The organism is Gammaproteobacteria bacterium, from assembly GCA_013697705.1.
Taxonomy (GTDB): Bacteria; Pseudomonadota; Gammaproteobacteria; order UBA6002; family UBA6002; genus UBA6002.
The window spans coordinates 18,754-40,908 of sequence record JACCWJ010000021.1 but is presented as its reverse complement, the minus strand read 5'-3'; the positions used below and the strand labels follow the sequence as shown (position 1 = coordinate 40,908).

At 40.6% G+C, this 22,155-nt stretch carries 20 protein-coding genes; 6 read left to right on the top strand and 14 right to left on the bottom strand.

Features of this window, described 5'->3' with window-relative positions; genetic code table 11:
• The first annotated feature begins 2 nt into the window (after positions 1–2).
• On the top strand, positions 3–1,907 hold the full coding sequence (gene dxs / locus H0U71_03815; protein ID MBA2654180.1) for a 1-deoxy-D-xylulose-5-phosphate synthase: 1,905 nt from the start codon (positions 3–5) through the stop codon (positions 1,905–1,907).
• On the opposite strand, the gene H0U71_03810 is transcribed toward dxs, so the two are convergent.
• The 3 genes from H0U71_03810 to bioH are packed head-to-tail and all read right to left on the bottom strand — an operon-like array spanning position 1,851 to position 4,642.
• Positions 1,851–2,963: an acyltransferase family protein gene (locus H0U71_03810; protein MBA2654179.1), complete on the bottom strand. Its 1,113-nt coding sequence runs from the start codon at positions 2,961–2,963 to the stop codon at positions 1,851–1,853. The two genes, dxs and H0U71_03810, sit on opposite strands and share 57 nt — an antisense overlap.
• A gap of 40 nt (positions 2,964–3,003) precedes the next feature.
• The gene (bioC, locus tag H0U71_03805; GenBank protein MBA2654178.1) at positions 3,004–3,885 is read right to left on the bottom strand and encodes a malonyl-ACP O-methyltransferase BioC; all 882 of its coding nucleotides are present in this window, start codon (positions 3,883–3,885) and stop codon (positions 3,004–3,006) included.
• Positions 3,878–4,642 carry a pimeloyl-ACP methyl ester esterase BioH gene (gene bioH / locus H0U71_03800; protein MBA2654177.1) on the bottom strand — a complete coding sequence of 255 codons (765 nt, stop codon included), beginning with the start codon at positions 4,640–4,642 and terminating at the stop codon, positions 3,878–3,880. The genes bioC and bioH overlap by 8 nt, the downstream gene beginning before the upstream one ends.
• A gap of 109 nt (positions 4,643–4,751) precedes the next feature.
• On the opposite strand from bioH, the gene H0U71_03795 reads away from it, so the two are divergent.
• Positions 4,752–5,465, top strand: a complete 714-nt coding sequence (locus H0U71_03795; protein MBA2654176.1) for a ComF family protein — start codon at positions 4,752–4,754, stop codon at positions 5,463–5,465.
• A 157-nt stretch (positions 5,466–5,622) separates the two neighbouring features.
• Here the strand turns inward: H0U71_03795 and lpdA are convergent, their stop codons facing one another.
• From lpdA to H0U71_03755, 8 genes are all read right to left on the bottom strand, one after another.
• Positions 5,623–7,047 carry a dihydrolipoyl dehydrogenase gene (gene lpdA / locus H0U71_03790; protein MBA2654175.1) on the bottom strand — a complete coding sequence of 475 codons (1,425 nt, stop codon included), beginning with the start codon at positions 7,045–7,047 and terminating at the stop codon, positions 5,623–5,625.
• Positions 7,048–7,062: 15 nt separating this feature from the next.
• Positions 7,063–8,667 carry a dihydrolipoyllysine-residue acetyltransferase gene (gene aceF, locus H0U71_03785; GenBank protein MBA2654174.1) on the bottom strand — a complete coding sequence of 535 codons (1,605 nt, stop codon included), beginning with the start codon at positions 8,665–8,667 and terminating at the stop codon, positions 7,063–7,065.
• 29 nt (positions 8,668–8,696) lie between these two features.
• Positions 8,697–9,095, bottom strand: a complete 399-nt coding sequence (locus tag H0U71_03780; GenBank protein ID MBA2654173.1) for a hypothetical protein — start codon at positions 9,093–9,095, stop codon at positions 8,697–8,699.
• Positions 9,096–9,108: 13 nt separating this feature from the next.
• Positions 9,109–11,775: a pyruvate dehydrogenase (acetyl-transferring), homodimeric type gene (aceE, locus tag H0U71_03775; GenBank protein ID MBA2654172.1), complete on the bottom strand. Its 2,667-nt coding sequence runs from the start codon at positions 11,773–11,775 to the stop codon at positions 9,109–9,111.
• 102 nt (positions 11,776–11,877) lie between these two features.
• Positions 11,878–12,831, bottom strand: coding sequence for an ABC transporter substrate-binding protein (locus H0U71_03770; protein MBA2654171.1), 954 nt, complete (start codon positions 12,829–12,831; stop codon positions 11,878–11,880).
• Positions 12,780–13,637: a regulatory signaling modulator protein AmpE gene (gene ampE, locus H0U71_03765; GenBank protein ID MBA2654170.1), complete on the bottom strand. Its 858-nt coding sequence runs from the start codon at positions 13,635–13,637 to the stop codon at positions 12,780–12,782. Before ampE ends, H0U71_03770 begins: the two co-directional genes overlap by 52 nt.
• Positions 13,634–14,206, bottom strand: coding sequence for a 1,6-anhydro-N-acetylmuramyl-L-alanine amidase AmpD (gene ampD / locus H0U71_03760; GenBank protein MBA2654169.1), 573 nt, complete (start codon positions 14,204–14,206; stop codon positions 13,634–13,636). Before ampD ends, ampE begins: the two co-directional genes overlap by 4 nt.
• A gap of 2 nt (positions 14,207–14,208) precedes the next feature.
• On the bottom strand, positions 14,209–15,375 hold the full coding sequence (locus H0U71_03755; GenBank protein MBA2654168.1) for a cation:proton antiporter: 1,167 nt from the start codon (positions 15,373–15,375) through the stop codon (positions 14,209–14,211).
• 435 nt (positions 15,376–15,810) lie between these two features.
• On the opposite strand from H0U71_03755, the gene glpD reads away from it, so the two are divergent.
• A complete protein-coding gene (gene glpD / locus H0U71_03750) occupies positions 15,811–17,325 on the top strand; it encodes a glycerol-3-phosphate dehydrogenase (GenBank protein MBA2654167.1) in 1,515 nt (504 codons plus the stop codon).
• Positions 17,326–17,371: 46 nt separating this feature from the next.
• A complete protein-coding gene (locus tag H0U71_03745) occupies positions 17,372–17,800 on the top strand; it encodes a hypothetical protein (GenBank protein ID MBA2654166.1) in 429 nt (142 codons plus the stop codon).
• A 45-nt stretch (positions 17,801–17,845) separates the two neighbouring features.
• Here H0U71_03745 and adk read toward each other — a convergent pair whose 3' ends face one another.
• Positions 17,846–18,505 (bottom strand): adenylate kinase, encoded by a 660-nt coding sequence (gene adk / locus H0U71_03740; GenBank protein ID MBA2654165.1) that lies wholly within the window; start codon positions 18,503–18,505, stop codon positions 17,846–17,848.
• A gap of 24 nt (positions 18,506–18,529) precedes the next feature.
• A complete protein-coding gene (locus H0U71_03735) occupies positions 18,530–18,967 on the bottom strand; it encodes a hypothetical protein (GenBank protein MBA2654164.1) in 438 nt (145 codons plus the stop codon).
• A gap of 365 nt (positions 18,968–19,332) precedes the next feature.
• On the opposite strand from H0U71_03735, the gene H0U71_03730 reads away from it, so the two are divergent.
• Complete coding sequence (locus tag H0U71_03730) at positions 19,333–20,472, top strand: alpha/beta fold hydrolase (GenBank protein MBA2654163.1); 1,140 nt, start codon at positions 19,333–19,335, stop codon at positions 20,470–20,472.
• On the opposite strand, the gene H0U71_03725 is transcribed toward H0U71_03730, so the two are convergent.
• A complete protein-coding gene (locus H0U71_03725; GenBank protein ID MBA2654162.1) occupies positions 20,469–20,924 on the bottom strand; it encodes a hypothetical protein in 456 nt (151 codons plus the stop codon). The two genes, H0U71_03730 and H0U71_03725, sit on opposite strands and share 4 nt — an antisense overlap.
• 108 nt (positions 20,925–21,032) lie before the next feature.
• On the opposite strand from H0U71_03725, the gene prfB reads away from it, so the two are divergent.
• Positions 21,033–22,140, top strand: a protein-coding gene (prfB, locus tag H0U71_03720) for a peptide chain release factor 2 (protein ID MBA2654161.1) whose coding sequence is annotated in 2 segments (ribosomal slippage) — positions 21,033–21,107 and positions 21,109–22,140 — 1,107 coding nt in all. Because the reading frame shifts where the segments join, the coding sequence is not laid out codon by codon here.
• Positions 22,141–22,155 lie beyond the last annotated feature (15 nt).

Genomic DNA, 22,155 nt, shown 5'->3' with positions numbered 1-22,155 from the left:
CGATGCAATACTCTCTATTGAATAAAATAAATGATCCCTCTGATGTACGAAAATTAACTATCGATGAACTTGAAGAACTTAGTCGCGAATTAAGAAACTACATAATAGAAACTTTAAATATTTGCGGTGGACACTTTGCTGCTAACTTAGGGGCAATTGAACTTACTATCGCCCTCCATCATGTCTTTCATACCCCCGAAGATAAATTAATTTGGGATGTCGGCCATCAAGCCTATCCGCATAAAGTGCTTACGGGTCGCAAATCACAACTACACACTATTAAGCAAGCGGATGGTTTAGCACCTTTCCCGAAACGAGAAGAAAGCATTTATGATACTTTTGGTGTCGGACATTCTAGTACTTCCATCAGTGCTGGCTTAGGCATGGCGATAGCAGCCAAAATGCAGGGAAAAGACTATAAATCAGTTGCCATTATTGGGGATGGTGGCTTAACCGGGGGGATGGCTTTTGAAGCGCTAAACCATGCCGGGAGTATTGACGCTGACCTTTTGGTTATATTGAATGATAATGATATGTCTATCTCACCAAACGTCGGGGCACTTAACAATTATCTAGCTCGAATTTTATCAGGAAAACTATACACCACGTTGCGCGAAGGCAGTAAAAAAGTATTGGCAAAAATGCCGCCTATCCAATCCTTAGCGAAACGCACAGAAACGCATCTCAAGGGCATGATTGCACCCGGCACGTTATTCGAAGAATTGGGATTTCATTATTTTGGTCCGATTGATGGTCATGATCTCAAAACCTTAGTTCCCATGTTAGAAAATTTGAAAGTACTAAAGGGGCCACAATTTTTACATGTCATAACCACTAAAGGCAAAGGATTTGCTCCTGCTGAGGCAGACCCCGTTGCTTATCATGCTGTTAAATCGGGCTTTAATAATAATCCGACCTCGTCAATTCCTGCCAAGATAACCAAACCCACTTATTCAGATGTCTTTGGAGAATGGTTGTGTGATATGGCAAAAATCGATTCAAAACTTTATGCCATCACTCCCGCCATGTGCGAAGGATCTGGAATGACTCGTTTTGCCGAGGAATTCACTGAGCGCTATTGTGACGTCGGTATCGCAGAACAACATTGCGTCACATTTGCAGCGGGCATGGCCTGTCAGGGAATGAAACCCGTAGTAGCTATTTATTCAACTTTTTTACAACGGGGTTATGATCAGCTCATCCATGATGTGGCCATACAAAACTTAGATGTAACCTTTGCGCTTGATCGGGCAGGCTTAGTGGGTGCAGACGGCCCCACACATGCTGGCAGCTTCGATCTCTCTTATCTGCGCTGTATTCCTAATATGATCATTCTAGCTCCGGGGGATGAAGATGAATGTTGGCAAATGCTATACACCGCCTACCATTATCCGGGGCCAGCCGCTGTACGTTACCCTCGAGGCTCAGGACCGGGGAAACCACTTACGAAAATGATGACGCCCCTAGAAATTGGCAAGGGCGAAATTCGTCGATCTGGCCAGCGCATATGCTTACTTGCTTTCGGTTCGATGGTTACTCCTACACTTAAAGCGGGCGAGCATTTGGATGCAACGGTTGTGAATATGCGTTATGTGAAACCGCTAGATGAACATCTGCTCATCCAAATGGCGGATACACACGAACTTATTGTAACAATTGAAGAAAACGCTGTGATGGGAGGCGCGGGCAGTGGAGTGAATGAAACGCTGACAAAATTGAATCGTCACCCTCCAATTCTTAATTTAGGCCTACCCGACGTTTACATTGAACACGGTAACCCCGATAAGATGCTAAGTGCATGCGGCCTTGATGAACATGGAATTATTTCTGCAGTGCTAAACAAATTGTCTTCAATTCCCTTTGCCAACACTCACGCTAGTGAGAGGGAAACTAGCACGCAATTGTGATGGTCTTCTAAAAAATACCGGATAGGTTATTAGCGTTAGCAGAGTGGTCACGACAAAAATCACAAGAAACTGCGCAAAAATAGAATTCAAAAATCTGGCCGTGATATCGTGAACAATAAGAATGAAATAAATTTGACTCAGATACATCCAATAAGAAGCATCTGCACAATAGCGTATTAATCTATTTTTCAAGGGGAAAAACTTCACGCATCCGCCAAAAAAACTTAAGAGCAATAAATATCCTGAGAAAGAGTACAAAACTATGGCGATAGATCTGATAATTTCAGAATCGCTTTTAGTTTGCATAATAATGAAATATAGCCCGAATACTATAAATCCACTCACACAATATTTCAGCTGCACCCGAAAAAATTTCTCGAATACGTTGTACTGCATCACTAATACGCCTAACAGAAAATAAATCGCATACATGAGCAGTAAATAAAAACCAGGAATAATGCTTAGTATCACTGGGATGTACCATGCATTACTCAAATAAAGTAATAAAGCCTGCAACCCTACAATGGTAATAAAGCTCCATCTTGAATTTATCCAATAAGAGGTGGGCGCATCGAACAATCTGCTGATTGTCGCTCTAGACATTAATGGCATTATTAACAGATAAAAAATGTAATAGATTAATAGATACTCTAAAAACCATAAATACGAGACATTATTATAAATTAGCAATAGATCTTTTAGGGAGTGAATTTGATTTAAAAAAAGGCTGGAGATTAACAAGCGCAAGTGGATTAAAGTAGAAAAAATTAATAAGGGTAGCACAATGCGTTTTAATCGATTTACAGTGAAACCCAAAAATTTTAATTTCTTATTTAGCAAGTGACAGAAAAAACCCGCCAAAAAGAAATAAGCAGGCATATAAATCAAGTGGATTATTCCCACCAAATAATCAAAAAAAATATTATACTCAGCTCCGTAACGTGGCCATTCTGCAATTGCAAATTTCATATAGCCACATGCTGCATGTAATACAATTCCCATCAATGCAGCAAATGTTCTTGCAGCATCGAGATAAGCTATTCTATTTTCAGACATTAGCTGGGTCATAGTAATTAATTCTAGTTTCGGGTCATGATTAACGTTGAAGAGGATTTTTTTGAATCGACCCTATTGGAATTGAGATTTCCTGAATTTGTAGGGGATCAACTTCTCTCCGCCACCCCAGTCCATAGATAACTTCGTACGTTACAGGAATTAAACCCTCTGGGTTACGATATTTTTCGTAGGCATGAACAAATTTATTAAACTTAGCTTTGCCTGTAAGACCTCTTGATCTATCCGGAGCAATATTATGGGTGCCTAAATCTTTCAAATCCAATAATACTTTCTTCAAATCATTATAGGTAATGGTTATAAATTCCATATCTACTACGGAATCTGCAAACGAGGCTTTTTGCAAAAAATCGCCAATATTATGCATATCCGTAAAATAATGCACATGAACTCCGGCATCAATCGATTGCCAACTTTGCCGCAATTCATACAATGTATCGGGCCCTAGTGTTGAAAATAAAAATAAACCGTTAGGCTTTAAAATACGATGTACTTCTTGAATGGTTTTGTCGATATCGTGCGTCCAATGCAGCATGAGGTTAGAAAATATTAAATCCATTGATTTATCAGCAAAGGGAAGGTGGTCGGCATCGCCACAAAGATAACGTTTGCGATCAAACCAACGTTTATTTTGTTTGCTTTTTTGTAACATTTTTTCCGCTATATCAAAAACGATCACTTTTGCTTTTTTATATTTTTTTTCTAACAGTGACGTAGCGTATCCTGTCCCTGCCCCCAGGTCTAAAATATACTTCGGTTCAATACGAATATAATCTAGACGCTCAATTAATCTATCAGCGACTTCTCGTTGAAAAAATGCTGCTTCATCATACGTATCTACAGCACTGTTAAACGATTTTTGTATATCCTGTTTTAGCAGCAACGGTTTATTTAGCTTATTCATAGGCAAAACGTCGCACTTCAGACAAAAATGTTTTGCCATCTGTTATAAAAGGAGCATGACTCGCATGTGGCAACACGACGGCACGAATATCTGCATGCAAATCAGTCAATTTGTCTTTAATGCGTGAAGGGACTAAAGCGTCCATTTTTCCTAAAATATAGAGTGCAGGGCATTGTAAATTCTGTAACTCATCGCGCAAATCAATCTTTGATAATATATCTAAGGCCGCATTGAGTACTGCAACTGCAGGTTTGCCATATAAAAATAAATTTGAACCTAGCCACTTAACTATTTTTTTATCCACGTTAACCCCGTAAAATTGCAGAAGCAGAAATCGCATCAACGTCGTTTCATAATCACTGGCAAGTTGTTCATTAAATTTCTGTAATACTGAAATATCCATTCCCGGCCAGTCATCACACTTTAGAAACTTAGGTGTGCTCGCTACACAAATTAATTTATTAACTAATTGGGGATAAACCAGTGCGAACTTGGTGGCGATGAGCCCTCCCAAGGACCATCCTAGCCACATAGCCTTTGAAGGGGCGATTGTAAGTAAACTTGCAACAATACCTTCTAAAGTATAGTTGGAGATCATTTCACTACGGCCAAACCCGGGAAGATCAATAATCGTCACACGAAATTCTTCTGCCAGACTTGCGGCAATAAATTGCCATATCCCGCTGTGTATTCCCCATCCATGAAGCAAAACAATCTCAGGACCCTGCCCAAATGTCTCAGAAAATAATTTTTTCACGTGTCTTCTTTATCACTAGCGCATAGCTACTGTATTTATAGCTGTATATATAATTAAGAGAATACGAGTATTGTAATAATAAAGAAGAGTGAATTAAAAGAAGTATTTCATGCTAAAAAAATGTATCGATTGGTTATTGCCTATAAATTGCATTGTTTGTGGCTTTACACATAATGACTTTTTTTGTTCTGACTGTTTAGCTGAATTACCCTGGTTAAAAGGATATTGCTATACTTGCGGCACAGAGCTCCCCAGCGAAACATGGGCACAGCAATGCGGTGAATGTCTTATCAACCCGCCCCCCTTTGAGCGCGCACTTATCTTATTTAGTTATAGGTTTCCTATACCCTCACTGATTACCCAACTCAAATTTCAAAAAAAATTACGCCTTGCTTACCCCATTGGAGTGTTACTAGCCAAAAAAATTTTAGAGCAATATAACGCCCATAATCTTACGTTGCCGGAGTGCATTATTCCTGTGCCACTTCATATAAGTCGATTAAGAACACGGGGTTACAATCAATCAGTTGAGATTGCTCGACCCCTGAAAAAGTTACTTGATCTTCCTGTCGATTTCTTATGTGTTAGACGCACCCGCTCCACGGCACCGCAAAGTTTACTAGAAATTAAGGATAGGCAGAGAAATATTAAAAACGTTTTTCAAGTCACCAAACCCCTTCCTTATCGTCATGTCGCGATTTTGGATGATGTCATCACAACTGCTGGGACAGTATCAGAATTAGCTAAAGTACTTAAAAAGGCTGGCGTTGCTACCATTGAGGTTTGGTGTATAGCAAGAACAGAATTAGTTAGAAAGGGGTAGCGCCCTTTCTCGGTACTAGTTCAGGCCACTTTTATTATCAGTGGACTTCTCCCACGATATATCTTTCTATCGTACTGCGACAATCTTTCCATGTCCGCGACATGTAGGCTATTCGTGACGTGACAGATATGTCACGTCACGAATAGTTCGGAATAATTTATGACTCTTTTTTCTTAGGGAGGTAAAGGTCTGTAATAGTCCCTTCAAACACTTCTGCTGCTAACATGACAGTTTCAGATAAAGTTGGATGGGGGTGAATAGTTAATGCGATATCCTCTGCATCACAGCCCATTTCTATTGCTAATGCTAATTCACTAATCAATTCTCCGGCATTGGGTCCCACGATGCCTGCGCCTAATATACGCTGGGTCTTTTCGTCAAAGAGAATTTTAGTGAGCCCTTCTGTTCGCCCTATACTCAAGGCACGTCCACTTGCAGCCCATGGAAACACACCCTTGCCATATTGGATGCCTTGTTTTTTTGCATCATTTTCGGTAAGCCCCACCCAAGCAACTTCGGGATCGGTGTAAGCCACTGAAGCGATACATTTGGGATCAAAGTAATGTTTTTTACCTGCGATGACTTCGGCCGCAATTCTTCCTTCCGGCATAGCTTTATGAGCAAGCATAGGATTGCCCACCACATCACCAATCGCAAAAATATGACCAACATTCGTTCGCATTTGCTTATCAACCGTAATGAAACCTCGTTCATCAACTTTGATTCCGGCATTTTCTGCTCCAACGAGATCTCCATTAGGTCTACGACCTACTGCAACTAAGACACTATCAAAGAGTTCAGGTTTTTCTGGAGCATTTTTACCTTCAAAGGTCACTAATAAACCTTTGGGGGTCGCTTCCACTTTAGTCACCTTGGTTTCTAGCAAAATATTTTCATATTTCTTACCGATAAACTTATGCAAAGGAGCTACTACATCTCGGTCAGCACCTGGAATAAGTTGGTCCATTAATTCAACGACTGTAATCTTACTGCCTAATGCTTGGTAAACGGTGGCCATCTCCAAGCCAATAATTCCGCCTCCGATGACTAACATCCGCCCCTGAGTGTGTTCAAGCTTTAGCGCACCCGTTGAGTCAATTACACGGGGATCCTCTGGAATGAAAGGTAATTTAACTGGCCTGGATCCGACTGCAACAATTGCATTCTCAAAAGAGATTAACGTTTTGCCCTCAGGGCCGGTAACTTCTATTTGACGATCGGAAATAAATTTTGCCGTTCCTTGCACTACCTGCACTTGGCGTTGCTTTGCCAGCATTTTGAGGCCACCAGTTAATCGGCCTACTACGTTTTTATCTTTCCATTGATTCACCTTGGGTATATCAATTGCTATGTCGCCGACGGTAAGTCCAATTTCCGAAGCTTCATGCGCCTCTTGTAAAACTTTCGCTATGTGCAATAAGGCTTTAGAAGGGATACAACCCACATTCAGGCATACTCCTCCTAATGTTTCATATCGTTCTACTAGGATAACTTTTTTCCCTAAGTCTGCAGCGCGAAAAGCAGCGGTATACCCCCCTGGCCCGCTCCCTATTACAACAACCTCAGTTTTCAGTTCTGACATAGTTAATCATTCCTCTTATAGTAATAATGTGCGTATATCTGAAAGATATTTCGCTAAATAGACAATGAAGCGAGCGCCATCGGCACCATCTATAACACGGTGGTCATAGGAGAGTGAAAGTGGCAACATCAGTCTCGGGTTAAACGCTTCGTCTTGATAGATAGCTGTCATCGATGCTTTGGAAACACCTAAAATGGCGACGTCTGGTGCATTAATAATAGGTGTAAACCCTGTGCCGCCTATACCCCCTAGACTTGAAATGGTGAAGCAACTTCCCGACATCTCCGCAGGAGACAGGCCTTTCGATCTTGCTTTTTGGCTGATCTCAGCAAGTTCTTGAGCTAATTCCAAAGTACTTTTTTTATCAACGTCTTTAACGACCGGTACCACCAAACCATTTGGAGTATCAACTGCTATTCCTAAATTATAATATTTTTTCAAAATTAGGTTTTCACCTTTGGAATCCAGGGATGCATTAAAATGGGGAAACTCTTTTAATGAAAGGATGACTGCTTTCATTATAAATACCAAGGGAGTGAGTTTGACGCCCTGCTTTTCTGTTTCCTCTTTTTGGGATTTTCTAAATTCTTCTAGATCAGTTATATCTGCCTGTCCAAATTGCGTCACGTGCGGAATAGTCACCCAACTACGATGCACATTAATACCCGTTAATTTTTTAATTTTGTTTAGGGGGATGCATTCGGTTTCCCCATATTTTGAAAAATCAATTTCCGGCATTTTAGGTATTTGTAAACCAGACCCCCGCGAATCTCCCTCACTTAAAACACCTTTCACGTATTTTTGTAAATCTTCTTTCATAATACGTTGTTTAGGACCCGTACCCTTTAGACGACTAAGATCAATGCCAAATTCTCGTGCCAGTCGACGTACCGATGGGCTTGCATGTGTTGACTCATTACTTGTGCTCGGTGTGGCGAGTACGGGCGTGACTGAGGATTTAGTACTTGCGTTCTCTACTTTAGGCACAGAGGGCTCACGGACCGGCGCACTAGGGAGTTCAGCACTGAGTGTAGAGGGATACTCTTCTGAAATGACTAAGGTAAGTATTGCATCGCCCTTCGAAACTTTATCACCCATTTTAAGAGTAATAGTCTTAATTTGCCCGGCAAAAGGAGACGGAATTTCCATAGTAGCCTTTTCACCCTCCAAGGTGATTAAGGACTCTTCCTTATTGACGTGCTGGCCAGGCTCTACGAGTATTTCAATCACTTCGGCATCTTTAGCGTCGCCGATATCGGGAATGGTGACACTCACTTCTTTAGATTGTTTGGTGGACGATGCGACAGGCGATTTTATTTCGCTTTTTTCAGGCGGTATAGGTTCATTCGTTTTTGAAGGTTCGGTCGAAACGGATGTTTCTTCTTCCGTACGCAACGTTATAATGACGGATCCCTCTGATACTTTGTCTCCCAATTTTACCTTCACTTCCTCAACCGTTCCCTCATCTGAAGACGGAATTTCCATGCTGGCTTTTTCACTTTCGAGTGTAACCAACGAGTCTTCTTTTTTTACTCTGTCTCCCGGTGATACCGATATTTCAATGACTTCAACATCACTGACATCGCCTATGTTGGGAACTTTTATTTCCTTAATGGTCAAGGTATTACTCCTATTGGGAAATTTGATGCTTACGAAACGGTTTTTGAAGTCTTTCTTTTAAATTCATCCGCTTCAAATGAAGTAAAATTATATACTGTAAAATCTTTAGGAAGGGGGGACTTTAAAACCTCCATGCTCAATACTCTCCCATCCCAAATCCAAACAACAGATTTTCCCACTTGTTCTTCAGTCAATTTGTGAAGCCTAGCGGCGGCAGAAGGTTTTAAACTAATAATGGCTGAAGCTGACCCAGGGCTAGTTTGAAAAACTTGTATTTCTTCGATATCACTATTTTTCACATCTATGAGGGAATCCGGTAATTGTAAATGCAAACCGGCACTATGATTTACCATGGCTGAGCTATTGGAAATAATAAAAAAACTGGCAAGGATAATTAATTGAATCCATTTGCTTGGATATATATTCATAGCGACACCCCTGTTAAGCAGTCATGGGATTTATTTTTTCTGGATTGATATCGTATAGCTGAATCGCTTTAGCCACTATTTCCGCAGATACTTTGTTCTCATCAGCAAGTGCCTTAATCGCGGTATAAGCAATAAATTTGGCATCAACTTCGAAATACCAACGCAGTGCTCTCCGCGTATCACTTCTACCAAAACCATCGGTGCCTAATACATAATAAGGCTGTTCAATAAATTCTCTAATTTGATCCGCAAATAATCGCATATAATCTGTTGCCGCAATCACGGGGCCTGATTTATCTCTCAAACACTGCGTTACATAAGGTATTTTGGGTGACTGCTCAGGGTGCAATAAATTTTCCCTCGCAATATTTAGACCTTCTCGGCGTAGTTCAGTAAAGCTGGGTACACTCCAGACATCGGCGCTAATACCAAAATCTTTTTCTAATAATTCACTCGCACTAATGACTTCTCTTAAAATTGTTCCTGCACCTAAAAGTTGTACTCGAACATCCGCTTTTTTCCCTGGCTGAAATAAGTACATCCCTTTGATAATGCCTTCTTCAACCTTAGTTGGCATATCAGGTTGATAATAGTTTTCATTCATCAGCGTGATGTAATAAAAGACGTCTTCTTGATCTTGAAACATCCGCTTCAAGCCATGTTGAATAATGACAGCGACTTCATAGGCAAAAGAAGGGTCATAACTGACGCAATTAGGGATGACGCTTGAGAAGATATGGCTATGGCCATCGGTGTGTTGCAACCCTTCTCCCGCTAAAGTGGTACGCCCCGCTGTTCCTCCAAGTAAAAATCCGCGGGCTCGCATATCACCTGCTGCCCAAGCAAGATCGCCCACGCGCTGAAATCCAAACATCGAATAATAGATGTAAAAAGGGATCAGGGGTAAACCATTGGTGCTATAAGAAGTTGCTGCTGCCATCCACGAAGCAAAGGCACCCCCTTCAGTTATCCCTTCTTCTAATAGCTGACCGTCTTTTGCTTCGCGATAAAACATTACCTGGTCTTTATCCACTGGGTCGTAAAGTTGACCTAGCGGAGAATAAATCCCAATCTGACGAAATAAACCCTCCATTCCGAATGTTCTACATTCGTCAGGGACAATGGGCACAATATTAGCGGCAATATTTTTATCTTTTAATAGGATAGTGAGCACTCTGACAAAAGCCATTGTGGTGGAGATTTCTCTATCACCAGAGTTTTTGAGTAAAGGCTCGAAAGTTTCTAACGCAGGGATAAGCAGCTGCGGAGATTGCGAATAACGTTTAGGTAAATACCCTCCGAGTGCTTGCCTTTGCTGATGGATAAATTTGTATTCCGGGCTGCCTTCTTCCGGGCGATAAAACGGCAGGCTTTCTATTTTATCCGCCGAAATCGGAATGGAAAATCGATCACAAAATGTTTTGAGATGTTCAATCGACATCTTCTTTTGCTGGTGGGTGATATTCATCCCTTCTCCAGCCGCACCCATTCCATAACCTTTGATTGTCTTTGCCAGAATGACGGTAGGCTGCCCTGTATGTTTAGTGGCAGCAGCGTAAGCGGCATACACTTTTTGTGGGTCATGGCCACCGCGATTTAAATGCCAGATGTCGTCGTCGGACATGTCTTTTACCAGCTCAAGTAATTCAGGATACTTACCAAAGAAATGTTTGCGGACATAAGCGCCATCATTTGCTTTGTAATTTTGATATTCGCCATCTACGGCTTCATCCATTCTTTTTTGTAACAGTCCTGTTTTATCTTTTGCTAATAAAGTATCCCAGCGACTTCCCCAAATAACCTTAATTACGTTCCACCCAGCGCCACGAAATAAGCTTTCCAGTTCTTGAATGATCTTGCCATTTCCACGTACTGGACCATCTAAGCGTTGTAAGTTGCAGTTAATTACAAAAATTAAGTTATCTAGTTTTTCACGAGAAGCGACCGTCAATGCCCCCAATGATTCGGGCTCATCCATCTCGCCATCACCACAGAAACACCACACTTTCCTTTGTTGATCTGCCACTAACTTGCGATTTTCTAAATATTTTAAAAATCTAGCTTGATAGATTGCCTGCAAGGGACCGAGGCCCATAGAAACAGTCGGGAATTGCCAAAAGTCAGGCATTAACCAAGGGTGGGGATAGGAGGAAAGCCCATCGCCATGCACCTCTTGGCGAAAATTCATTAAATTCTCTTCACTTAATCTGCCTTCAAGAAAAGCACGGGCGTAGATTCCAGGCGCTGAATGACCCTGAATATAAAGTAAATCACCTAAGTTATTATCATTTCTGCCCTTAAAGAAGTAGTTGAACCCCACCTCATATAATATTGCTGCCGACGCATAAGTGGCTATGTGCCCTCCTAATTCCGGGGCTGTTTTGCCGCCATGCAATACCATAGCGACCGCATTCCAACGAATAAAAGAGAGAATTCGAGCTGCGATGTCACTGCCATTAGGCATTTTTGCTTCTAATTCAATGGGGATGCTATTTCTATATGGCGTATTCAGCGAAAAATCCATATCGGGATCGCGCTGTTTAAGACGATGAAAGAGTTTTTGTATTAAAAATTTTGCACGCTCTGTACTTTCAAAACTCATTACTGAATCAAGCGCGGACAGCCACTCCTGAGTTTCAATTGGATCGACATCATCGAATTGATTTTTCTGTTCGGACATTTATATTCCTTAATGGGACTTTTAGTCGGTAAACTACGAGATTAAGTTATTGTACTGTTATTGAATCAATCGGCAAGCAGATTTCTCATTTCTTATCATAACTCAAGCCCTTACTCCATCGCTCAAAAACCGGCAAATCATCTCATAGCCTTGAAGAATTCTAGGGCCGGTACGTTCTAACAGATCAGATGGGATATAATAAATCTTCCCTCCTAATATAGATAAGCGTTTCACATTCTTTTGTTTCAGACAACTCGTGATAATGACTTGTGGACGATGGCTAATTACACTTTCTAACGAGATAAAAGCGGCACGTGGATAGAGACGGCCAAAAATATTTTTGCCGCCTGCAAGCTGAATCATCTCACCTATGATGGTGTGGTCATTGACAGTCATTAAGGGGCGGTCCCACAGGACAAAAAAAACAGTTACCTCATTATTGTGTTTGTATTTATTTCTAATGGTATTAATATTTTCGCGGAAAAGCGTTGCGCTTGATTGTGCTTTTATTTTATGACCCGTCAATTTCCCCAAATCAATCATCGTATGGGCAATGCCCTCTAAGGTACTCGATTGATTGATATATACCTCTACTCCTAGCTGTCGTAACCTCGCAATATCTTTTTTGTAAAAAGTAGATTGCTCGATGGCAATGAGATCAGGACGCAGCGCTAAAGTATGCTCAATATTCAATCTAAAATGGCTTGCTAAGTGGGGGATGTTCTTTACTGATTCAGGGTAATCACTGGCTGCATCGCAAGCAATAATTTCTCTTTCTGCTCCAATATCACATAGAATTTCAGTTAAATTAGGACTGAGAGAAATTATTCGCCTCGGTTGGGACTGAGCATAGGCAGGAGGAGACAAGAATAAAAATATAATTGCGATTGTACGGAAGCTTTTAAATAAAAGACTGAAAAAATCGAAGCGATTGCAGGGTCTTCTAGCCCTCAAAAAATGATTTCTTCTCCTAGGAATAGAAGAAGAAATCTTATTAAGGATAATTAGAGCCAGGACGTAATCGTTAATACGCCTATGACGATCGTCCAGGTCCATAACGTACGATTCACTAGACTTAATGCTTGATTGTTTTCTGTGGCACTCGCTTGAGTAGGCTCTAGATCAGCATTAAGTGCGGTTAGGCCCGCATCTATTAATAATTGTCGATTGTCAGAGAGGCCTGCCCCCAATCGATCAATCCACAGCGTAAAGACCGGTCCAAAATGACCTATTAATGCAAAGGTAAGGGTAAGCACTCGCACCGGTAACCAATCAAACAATTCTTTGATATATTCCGCAGCAAAGTAGGTGTCCGTATAACTAAATTCAGGATTACAGGCTAATTTAGTAAGGGTAGTTGCCAAGTAATACAACACAGCACCAAAAGGACCGAGCAGCATAAACCAAAAAATCACCGAAAATATATTAGTTAATGCTTTTATAAAAATGGATTCTGTTACAGCGCGTGTCATTTCGCTTTTATTTTGGTGAACACTGTGACTTACAAATTGTTCAGCCTCGATTTGAGCTTTTACCAAATTTTCATTCGTGATAGCCACAAAGTAGTCGCCAAGTTGTTTTTTCATGTCTCGAATGTCCAGACAAAATAGCAAGACTATTGCCGCATAGATGAAATATAAAATGCCCACGTGACTAAAAAGCGCATTTAAGATTAATACTAAAATCAAAATAGGCAGCATCAGGCTGATGAGTGCCACCCAGCCGTGATTCGCATTAATCTTCGTCAAGAAGGGTTTCATGCCAGAAGCGTAGTGTTCCAGCAAATGATATTTACCTCTCTTAATACTGACATGGAAAATAGCCTGCAACAGGAGGCAAATTAGAAGTATGATAAATTTCATGCTGAAACTTCCTTTTCTACTAAATCAAAAAAATAACCCCAATCAAAAGCAGGGCCAGGATCGGTTTTACGGTGTGGCGCTATTGTACAATGCCCCACTATGCGATCAAATGAAATTCCTGGATAGCTTTTCATTAATTGTTTTGCAATCGCGCTAAGCTGCGCGTACTGAATACTAGTATAAGGTATATCATCTGCCCCCTCCAACTCAATCCCAATTGAAAAATCGTTGCACCGAGCTCTACTCTCAAACTGCGACTCTCCCGCATGCCATGCTCGCAAATGGAAGGGGACAAACTGTTTGACTCTTCCATCACGTCTTATGAGTAAATGGGCCGACACTTTCATATGGCGGATGTCTATATAAAAAGGGTTAGCCGTGAAGTCCAGTGTATTCATAAAAAATTGTTCAATAGCGTCTCCCGAAAATTCACCGGGAGGTAAGCTGATATTATGAATAACTAAAAGATCAATTATTTCTTCTTCTGGACGCAGATCATGATTGGGTGAGAGACAAAAATCAGCAACGTTCAATAAACCCGTATCAAGATTAATACGTATTTTGTCCATCCTTAATCTCGTCTCAAGCGATCACTAGCCGCAACGGGGGTAGGGAACTTCATGACGATAATGTAAGAGGAAGCCACAAAGGTGATCATAGTAGCGGCTTGGATCAAATTCGACGCAGCTGCATTAATCAAACCTAAACTTGCTGCCAGGTAGCCAATTAAAAGCGAAAATTCACTCGATTGACCGAGCCGCATCCCTACTTCCCATGCAACATGGCGAGTCTCTTTTACCGATCGCAGCAACAAGCTAAAGGCAATAGGCTTAATTAAGAGCAATGAACCACCCAAAATCATGGCAGGAATAGCCACTTCAGGGAAGAACTTCAGGTTGAAACTTGCGCCGACAGCAAAGAAAAACATGACCAGAAAAAAGTCTCGAATGGGTTTCAAACTTTCTGCAATATAAAGCGCGATTGGACTAGACGCAATTGACACACCTGCAATAAAGGCGCCTATTTCCCGTGAAAGACCGATCATGCTGGCTAATTCTGACACACCAAGACACCATGCAATTGACAGCAAAAACATATACTCTCTGACCCGATCGAAACGTGCAAATAATTTCAATAGCACAAAACGTTCGAATAAAAATGCAAATAATATTAAAGCAGGTAAGGACAACGAGACCAAGCCTAAGTCGATGAGTTGTAATCCCCTCGTGCTAGCATGTATCACCAGCAACAAGATTATTGCGATTAAATCTTGCATCAACAGAATACTAATCATGATTTCACCAGTATGTTGGTGATGCAGAATAGTAGTGGGCAAAAGTTTTAGACCAATAATGGTACTCGAAAACATCATAGCCCCACCTACGATCATCGATTCAATTTGACTGAAATGAAAGAGGCGAGCAACGATATATCCAGTAAGAGCAAAAACAATTGAACTGATAATGGCTATCCAGGTGGTTTTCTTGAACATATGTAATAAATTTTGAGGCTGCAGGTTTAACCCTAATAAAAACATCAAGAAGATTATTCCGACATCGCCAATTTCTCTCACCATACTTGCGTCGGCAATCAATCCTAGACCAGAAGGTCCTAATAGAACCCCTAACAACATATAAGCAACTAAAAGTGACTGACGCGTATACAACGCCACGGTAGAGAGTGCGGCAGCTCCACAGAAAATCAAAAAAATGGAATAAAGAATGGAATTATCGTGCATCTCGTCACTCTGTCATAAAATATAGAATACTTGGGAATGCTATATTGAAGCATATATTCCCATTAAACCTCAAGATGGGAAATTTTAACAGCCAGATTTAAAAGAGTTATCAATCCTTGTACTGAAATAAAACTTAGTTCCATTCGCCGGCCCGCAACTTGATCGGTGTTATTGCAGATTTTTGCCTCTTAGCCGCCGCACCATGAATAAATTCGCGGAACCACTGCACAGGACCCACCCTGGGGAAATAAGCTCTTAATCTTTGTCCAGGACTCAGCTACAGTACAGACAAAAACAGCTCGCCAGTTACGATTAGGCTACACTATTTGCAATGATTAAGAGAGTCGTAACTGTTCAGCCAAATAGGGCGGTGCTTATGTAATTCTAAATGTGTGCTGAATAGTTATAGAGATCACATAAAACAAGGGGACATGATTGGAAGAAGATCAAATATACGATATAGCTATTATCGGTGGCGGTATAAATGGTACAGGCGTGGCTGTGGATGCAGCAACACGGGGTTTAAAAGTATTGCTCTGTGAGCAAAATGATTTCGCAAGTGGTACCTCTAGCGCTAGCAGCAAACTCATTCATGGCGGGCTAAGATATCTAGAGCAATATGAATTTAGGTTAGTGAGCGAGGCATTAAACGAACGAGAAGCGCTCCTCAAAAATGCAAAACATCTAGTGAAACCCTTAAACTTTATTTTGCCCTACCAGAAAAAATCACGCTCCCGTTTTGTCATCCGCCTCGGGCTATTTCTGTATGATCATTTATCACGACATTCGTCACTCCCCAAAACAAGATCAATCTTATTAAAAAAGCACCCCGCCGGGAAATATCTTAAAAAAGAATTCAAGCATGCCTTTCAATACTCTGATTGCTGGGTCGATGATTCTCGCCTAGTCATCACCAACGCTATAGCCGCAAAACAAAAAGGGGCTGATCTTCTAACTTATACTGAATGTATAAATGTTAAGCGGTTACACCAATATTGGGAATTAGAGTTAAAAGATAAAAAATCAGGCGCTACCTGCTTCAAAAAATCACGCGCATTAATTAATGCAGCTGGCCCTTGGGTAGAAGATTTTTTGCGCAATAAGGCTCATGTAGAGAGTCAATATGAGTTGGCCCTTGTAAAAGGAAGCCACCTCATTGTGCCTAAACTCTATGTTGAGGATTTTGCTTTCATTCTGCAAAATGATGATGGACGAGTGATTTTTATAATTCCGTATCTCTCTGAGTTCACCTTAATTGGAACGACAGATGTTTATCTAGAAAAAATACCCAGCAAACTAAGCATTTCCCCGGAGGAAATTATCTATATTTTGAATGTGGTAAACCATTATTTTGAGATACCACTGACTCAAGCAAACATTCTGCATAGCTATTCGGGAATTCGCCCACTTTTAAAAAATCGTGCCGACAATCCCTCCGTGATTACCCGTGATTACGCACTAGAATTAAACGGCAATCGCTCCACCCCACCCATTGTGTCAATTTTTGGCGGCAAATTAACGACCTATCGAAAATTAGCTGAAAAAGTGATTAATTTACTCGATCCGTATTTAAATAATATAAGACCTCCCTCCACTGCTAACAGCATTCTACCAGGGGGTAATTATCAAGATGACACACAACTTTATGCCGCCCTGAGCTCACAATTTCATTGGATTGACGAGGCTTTATTGTCGCGATATTTAAAACAATACGGAACTCGTACCAGCGATTTATTAGGTAAAAGCAAGGATTTTAATGACCTCGGTGAAAATTTCGGCGCTCACTTATATCAACGAGAAATTGATTATCTAGTCTCTAACGAATGGGCAAAAACTGCGGATGATATATTATGGCGCAGAACAAAATTAGGGTATTATTTTCCACAGCAAAATCTCAAAAAATTAATGACATATATAGAAAAATGTGCAAATTCTTTGATTTTGAAATGAAACTAGTTTATTGTAGCGTTTCGTAATATTTTCAAGGAGATTAATTATGCGCGCAAGGAAAACAACCGCGAACACTTCCAAATCTAAAAGCTCTCAAAGTAAACGTTCTAGCAAAAGCAAAAATGCTCAAAGTCAAAAGTTACAAGCCGCTCTAAAAAAATCCAATGAATCTCGTAGAGATTTGCAAAAACGGATATCAACTCTCAATGCAGAGTGGAAAGAGAAACTTCGCAGAATCGAAGAAGAGGTTCTGGAAAAAGCACGAAGCCTTTTCGAACGTGACCACACGAAAAAAGAAGACGCTCGAAAAAGAGCAGTCGACACTGCAGTTGCCAAGTTTGAAAAACAATATTCTAAGACAACGCGAAAAAGCAGCTCTACCAGATCCGCATCTGCTAGAAAACCTTCAAAATCTAAAACAACTCGATCTTCTACGAAGCGTAAAGCTAGTGTGAAGAAAGCTAGCGCAAAGTAAGCGTTGTTGTAAAAAAGCCGTCAGTAGACGGCTTTTTTTTGGCCTTTAATCAAGTCTCAAGATTTTATCAATCTGAGCACATATCCTCTCCACTGAATCTTCCCCCGACACTCTAGAGTAACGTGGTTTTTCACTCTCTGAATGGCTGCTAAGGACTTTATAAAATTCAATTAAAGGCTTCGTTTGCGCATGATATATCTTTAATCTTTTACGAATAGTTTCCTCACTATCATCGTCTCGTTGAACAAGAGGCTCCCCTGTAAAATCATCTTTCCCAGGCTCCTGCGGCGGATTATGCTTGAGGTGATACACCCTTCCCGATCGTGGGTGGATTCTCCTTCCCGACAATCTATTAATAATTTCTTGATCAGACACATCAATTTCAATGATGTTATCAATTTCAATTCCTTGAGATTGAATAGCTTGTGCCTGCGGTATAGTTCGGGGGAAACCATCAAACAGAAACCCATTTTTACAGTCCGGCTTGCTAATCCGATCTTTCACTAACTGGGTAATAATTTCATCTGATACCAGGTTACCTTCATCCATAATTTTTTTGGCTGTGATACCGAGAGGGTTATTTTCTTTTACAGCAGTTCGCAACATATCTCCCGTGGAGATTTGCGGAATACCTAGGTTTTTGGCAATTAATTGCGCCTGGGTTCCCTTCCCTGCGCCCGGCGCCCCCAATAAAATTACCTTCATAAAAAACTCCTTAGTGACGAGATACTATGATCTTAATTTAAAGAGGAGACGAATGGTCGCCAATCTACTTTTAATTTCTATCTTTTGTAGTTGAATTTCAGCTTCTAAATCGTGAAGCTTTTTTAGTGGAGCAGACTCTTTTAACGCTAGAGCATGGGCATTTTGCAAATTTACGAGCTTGATTTCCGCGCGCATCAAATTAAGACCGAAAATGCCAGTGTTGTTAAGAATCTCAGATAGATTTGCCTTGAATTTTGGGATGGCTTCAAGTACCGCTACGCACTCATTCGATTTTTGAATTTCGGTGACGTTGTTTAATGAAACACATCTTTCATAGGTTGGCTGTATTTCTTCGGGGTGGGTTATAAAATATTCTGCTGATTTATTTTTACTACACGCACTTAACGAAGAGAAAACGAAAACGATGGCTACATATTTCATTAGTGAGGCGATATAGCGCATTTCTGATTAGTATCCTTTCAAATTCATGGGTATAAATCCTACAATGATCAACGCTATGCCAAATAAGAGCATAAAAATCACAGCGCTTAATCGGACAGCCACAGGATTTCGTCTATATTCAATATACCTAAGGATACTCCCTATTACTAAGCCGGCGCCAGAAATAATACTAACCCCCCTAACCAGGTGGATTACCATGGAAACCGGTTCATAGATATTTGCGGCTACTTCACCGAACCCCTGAGCATTGACATTGCAACTATAGACAGAACTCAATACTATACCGATTAACAACAAATGAATCATAGCGCCACCCAATTTTATAAAGTGGGATTATATTAAAACTAGAGCTATAAACAAGACATATGGATAAACTTAAAAATAAATTACTGTTACAACCATCAGGATTGAATAGCCATTTCCTGGGAGAGGGCTTAGCTTTTGACGCGTATATTCAACTCATGCAAGATGTAATCAAGAAAAGTCGTATAGATCTAACCAGCCAAAATGCGCTGCAAATTATCAATGCAAACAGTCCTTTTTCTCGCACCCCGAAAGACCAACCCGTAAAAAATGGGGTATTACTCATTCACGGACTTTTCGATTCACCCTATTATGTTCACGATTTAGGGGAATATTTTTTAGATAAGAATTTTTTGGTGCAATCGATCTTATTACCTGGCCATGGAACAGTTCCAGGAGATTTGTTAGATATCGGCTATCGGGAATGGGTGAAGGCGGTTCAATATGGCGTGGCCACACTCGAACAACAGGTTGAAAATATTTATCTTGTGGGTTACTCGTTAGGAGGGCTACTTTCTTTACACCATGCGCTTAATAACACTAAAACAAACATTAAAGGCATAATATTATTCGCGCCTGCTCTGCAACCCAAAAGCCAACTCAAATATTACTTAGCAAAATATTATAAATTGTTTGGCTGGATCAACCAACGCGCCAAATGGTTTGAAATCCAAGAAAACATTAACTATACAAAATACAGTTGCTTTCCATTTAATGCTGGGTTTCAGGTGTGCAAGTTATTAAATCTCGTCCAGCACGCTTTAAAACAGCGGCAAATTGAAGTTCCCTTATTTATTACGATCAGTACAGATGACGAAACTATTTCAGACAAGGGAATTATCTCTTTCTTTCTGCAACAGTCTAACCCGAAGAACAAACTTCTTCTTTACACAAATGACAATCATTCCCTGAAAGATAAACGCATTCTAGTTAAAGACAGTCATTTTCCTCAACTTAAAATTATAAATTTCTCACACACATGTTTAATGATTTCTCCAGAGAATGTTTTATTTGGAGAGGCCAGTCATTTTCTAGATCTGCAACACTATCCAAATTCTCACAATATTCAAAAAGAAGACTTATATCGAGGAGCTGCCTCTAAGGGCAATCTAAAGAATTATCGCATCTCACGCTTGTCGTATAATCCCGACTTCAAAAATTTACTAGAAAATATAGACGATTTCTTATCCAGTATAAATTAGCTCTCTACTCTTACTTTGCCACACACACCGATAACTATGCGGACAGATTTGCAGGGACCCTGTAAATAAAAACTGCCTCTTTCTGCGTTGGTGAACCCTTCCGGCATAAATGTAAGGTAAGCATTCTTACTCAGACTATTATGCAATGACAAATGATATTGCGATGGAAGCACACCAAAACGCTGTAATACCTCACCTTCTTCGCCCGCTAGATATCTTTTTTTATCCCCGCTTTCTGAGCAGACGTAGCGGATTTTTCTATGTATGGTAATGGCTTTATTCCGCGCCATATATAATTCTTCTGTTATTTGTTGCGTGAGCAACGCGAGTTGAGTTTGCTCATGATAGGTATTAAAAGTAGGGACTGACATTAGCAACAACGTAGCCACCATACTTAATACAAGTAAGATCTCCAATAACGTAAAACCTTCAGCAGGATGAACTCTTCGCATAAATATATCCTACCCTAAATACCCTAAAAAAATAGCCGGTATTTTTGACTTGACTGCGAACTTCATGTCACTATTAACACCTGTGTAATATTGACCGTGGAATGTGTAATGATTGAAATAAATCATCTAGAAGCCGAATTAAATGATCTCACGGAGCGACTGAACGCTTTACGGGGGTATCTTTGAATTCGATGAGAAGAACGAACGCCTGCAAGAAATCACACAAGAACTAGAAGCTCCTGACATCTGGCAACAACAAGATCGCGCCCAGGCATTAGGAAAAGAGCGCGTAAAACTTGAAACTGTGGTCTATACCATTCAAAAACTTGAAACCAGCATCCATGAAGCCAATGAGCTAATCAAACTCACCTCCCAAGAAGAAGACTTAACGCTGCTAAACGATTTAACAAATGATATTAGTAAAATCGCACGGGAAATTGAACAACTTGAGTTTCACCGTATGTTCTCAAATCCACTCGATACAAATAATGCCTATGTCGAAATTCAATCCGGCTCAGGAGGGACTGAAGCGCAAGATTGGGCTGAAATGCTCCTAAGAATGTATTTACGCTGGGGAGATAAACATGGGCTTAAAACAGAGTTAGCCCATGTCTCTCCCGGTGAAGTTGCAGGAATAAAAGGGGCTACTGTCTATTTTGAAGGTAGCTATGCTTATGGATGGCTAAGAACAGAAACCGGTGTGCATCGATTGGTACGTAAATCCCCTTTTGACTCAGGCAATCGACGTCATACTTCATTTGCTTCGGTGTTTGTATCCCCTGAAATTGATGATGATTTTGAAATTGATATAAACCCTGCAGATTTGCGCACCGATACTTATCGTGCCAGGGGCGCAGGCGGACAGCATGTTAACACAACCGATTCAGCGATACGCATTACACATATCCCTTCTGGAATTGTGGTCCAATGTCAAAGCGATCGCTCACAACATAAAAATCGCGCACAAGCCTTGAAGCAGCTACGCTCAAAATTATATGAACTGGAAATACAAAAAAAGTCGGCAGAAAAACGTACTTTAGAAGAAAACAAGTCAGATATTACCTGGGGCAGCCAAATCCGCTCCTATATATTAGATGATTCACGCATTAAAGATCTCCGAACGGGAGTGGAAACTACCAGTCCTCAGAAAATCCAAGCTATCTTAGATGGAGATTTAGACATGTTTATGGAAGCAAGCCTAAAAGAAGGCATTTAAAAATTATGCAATTCA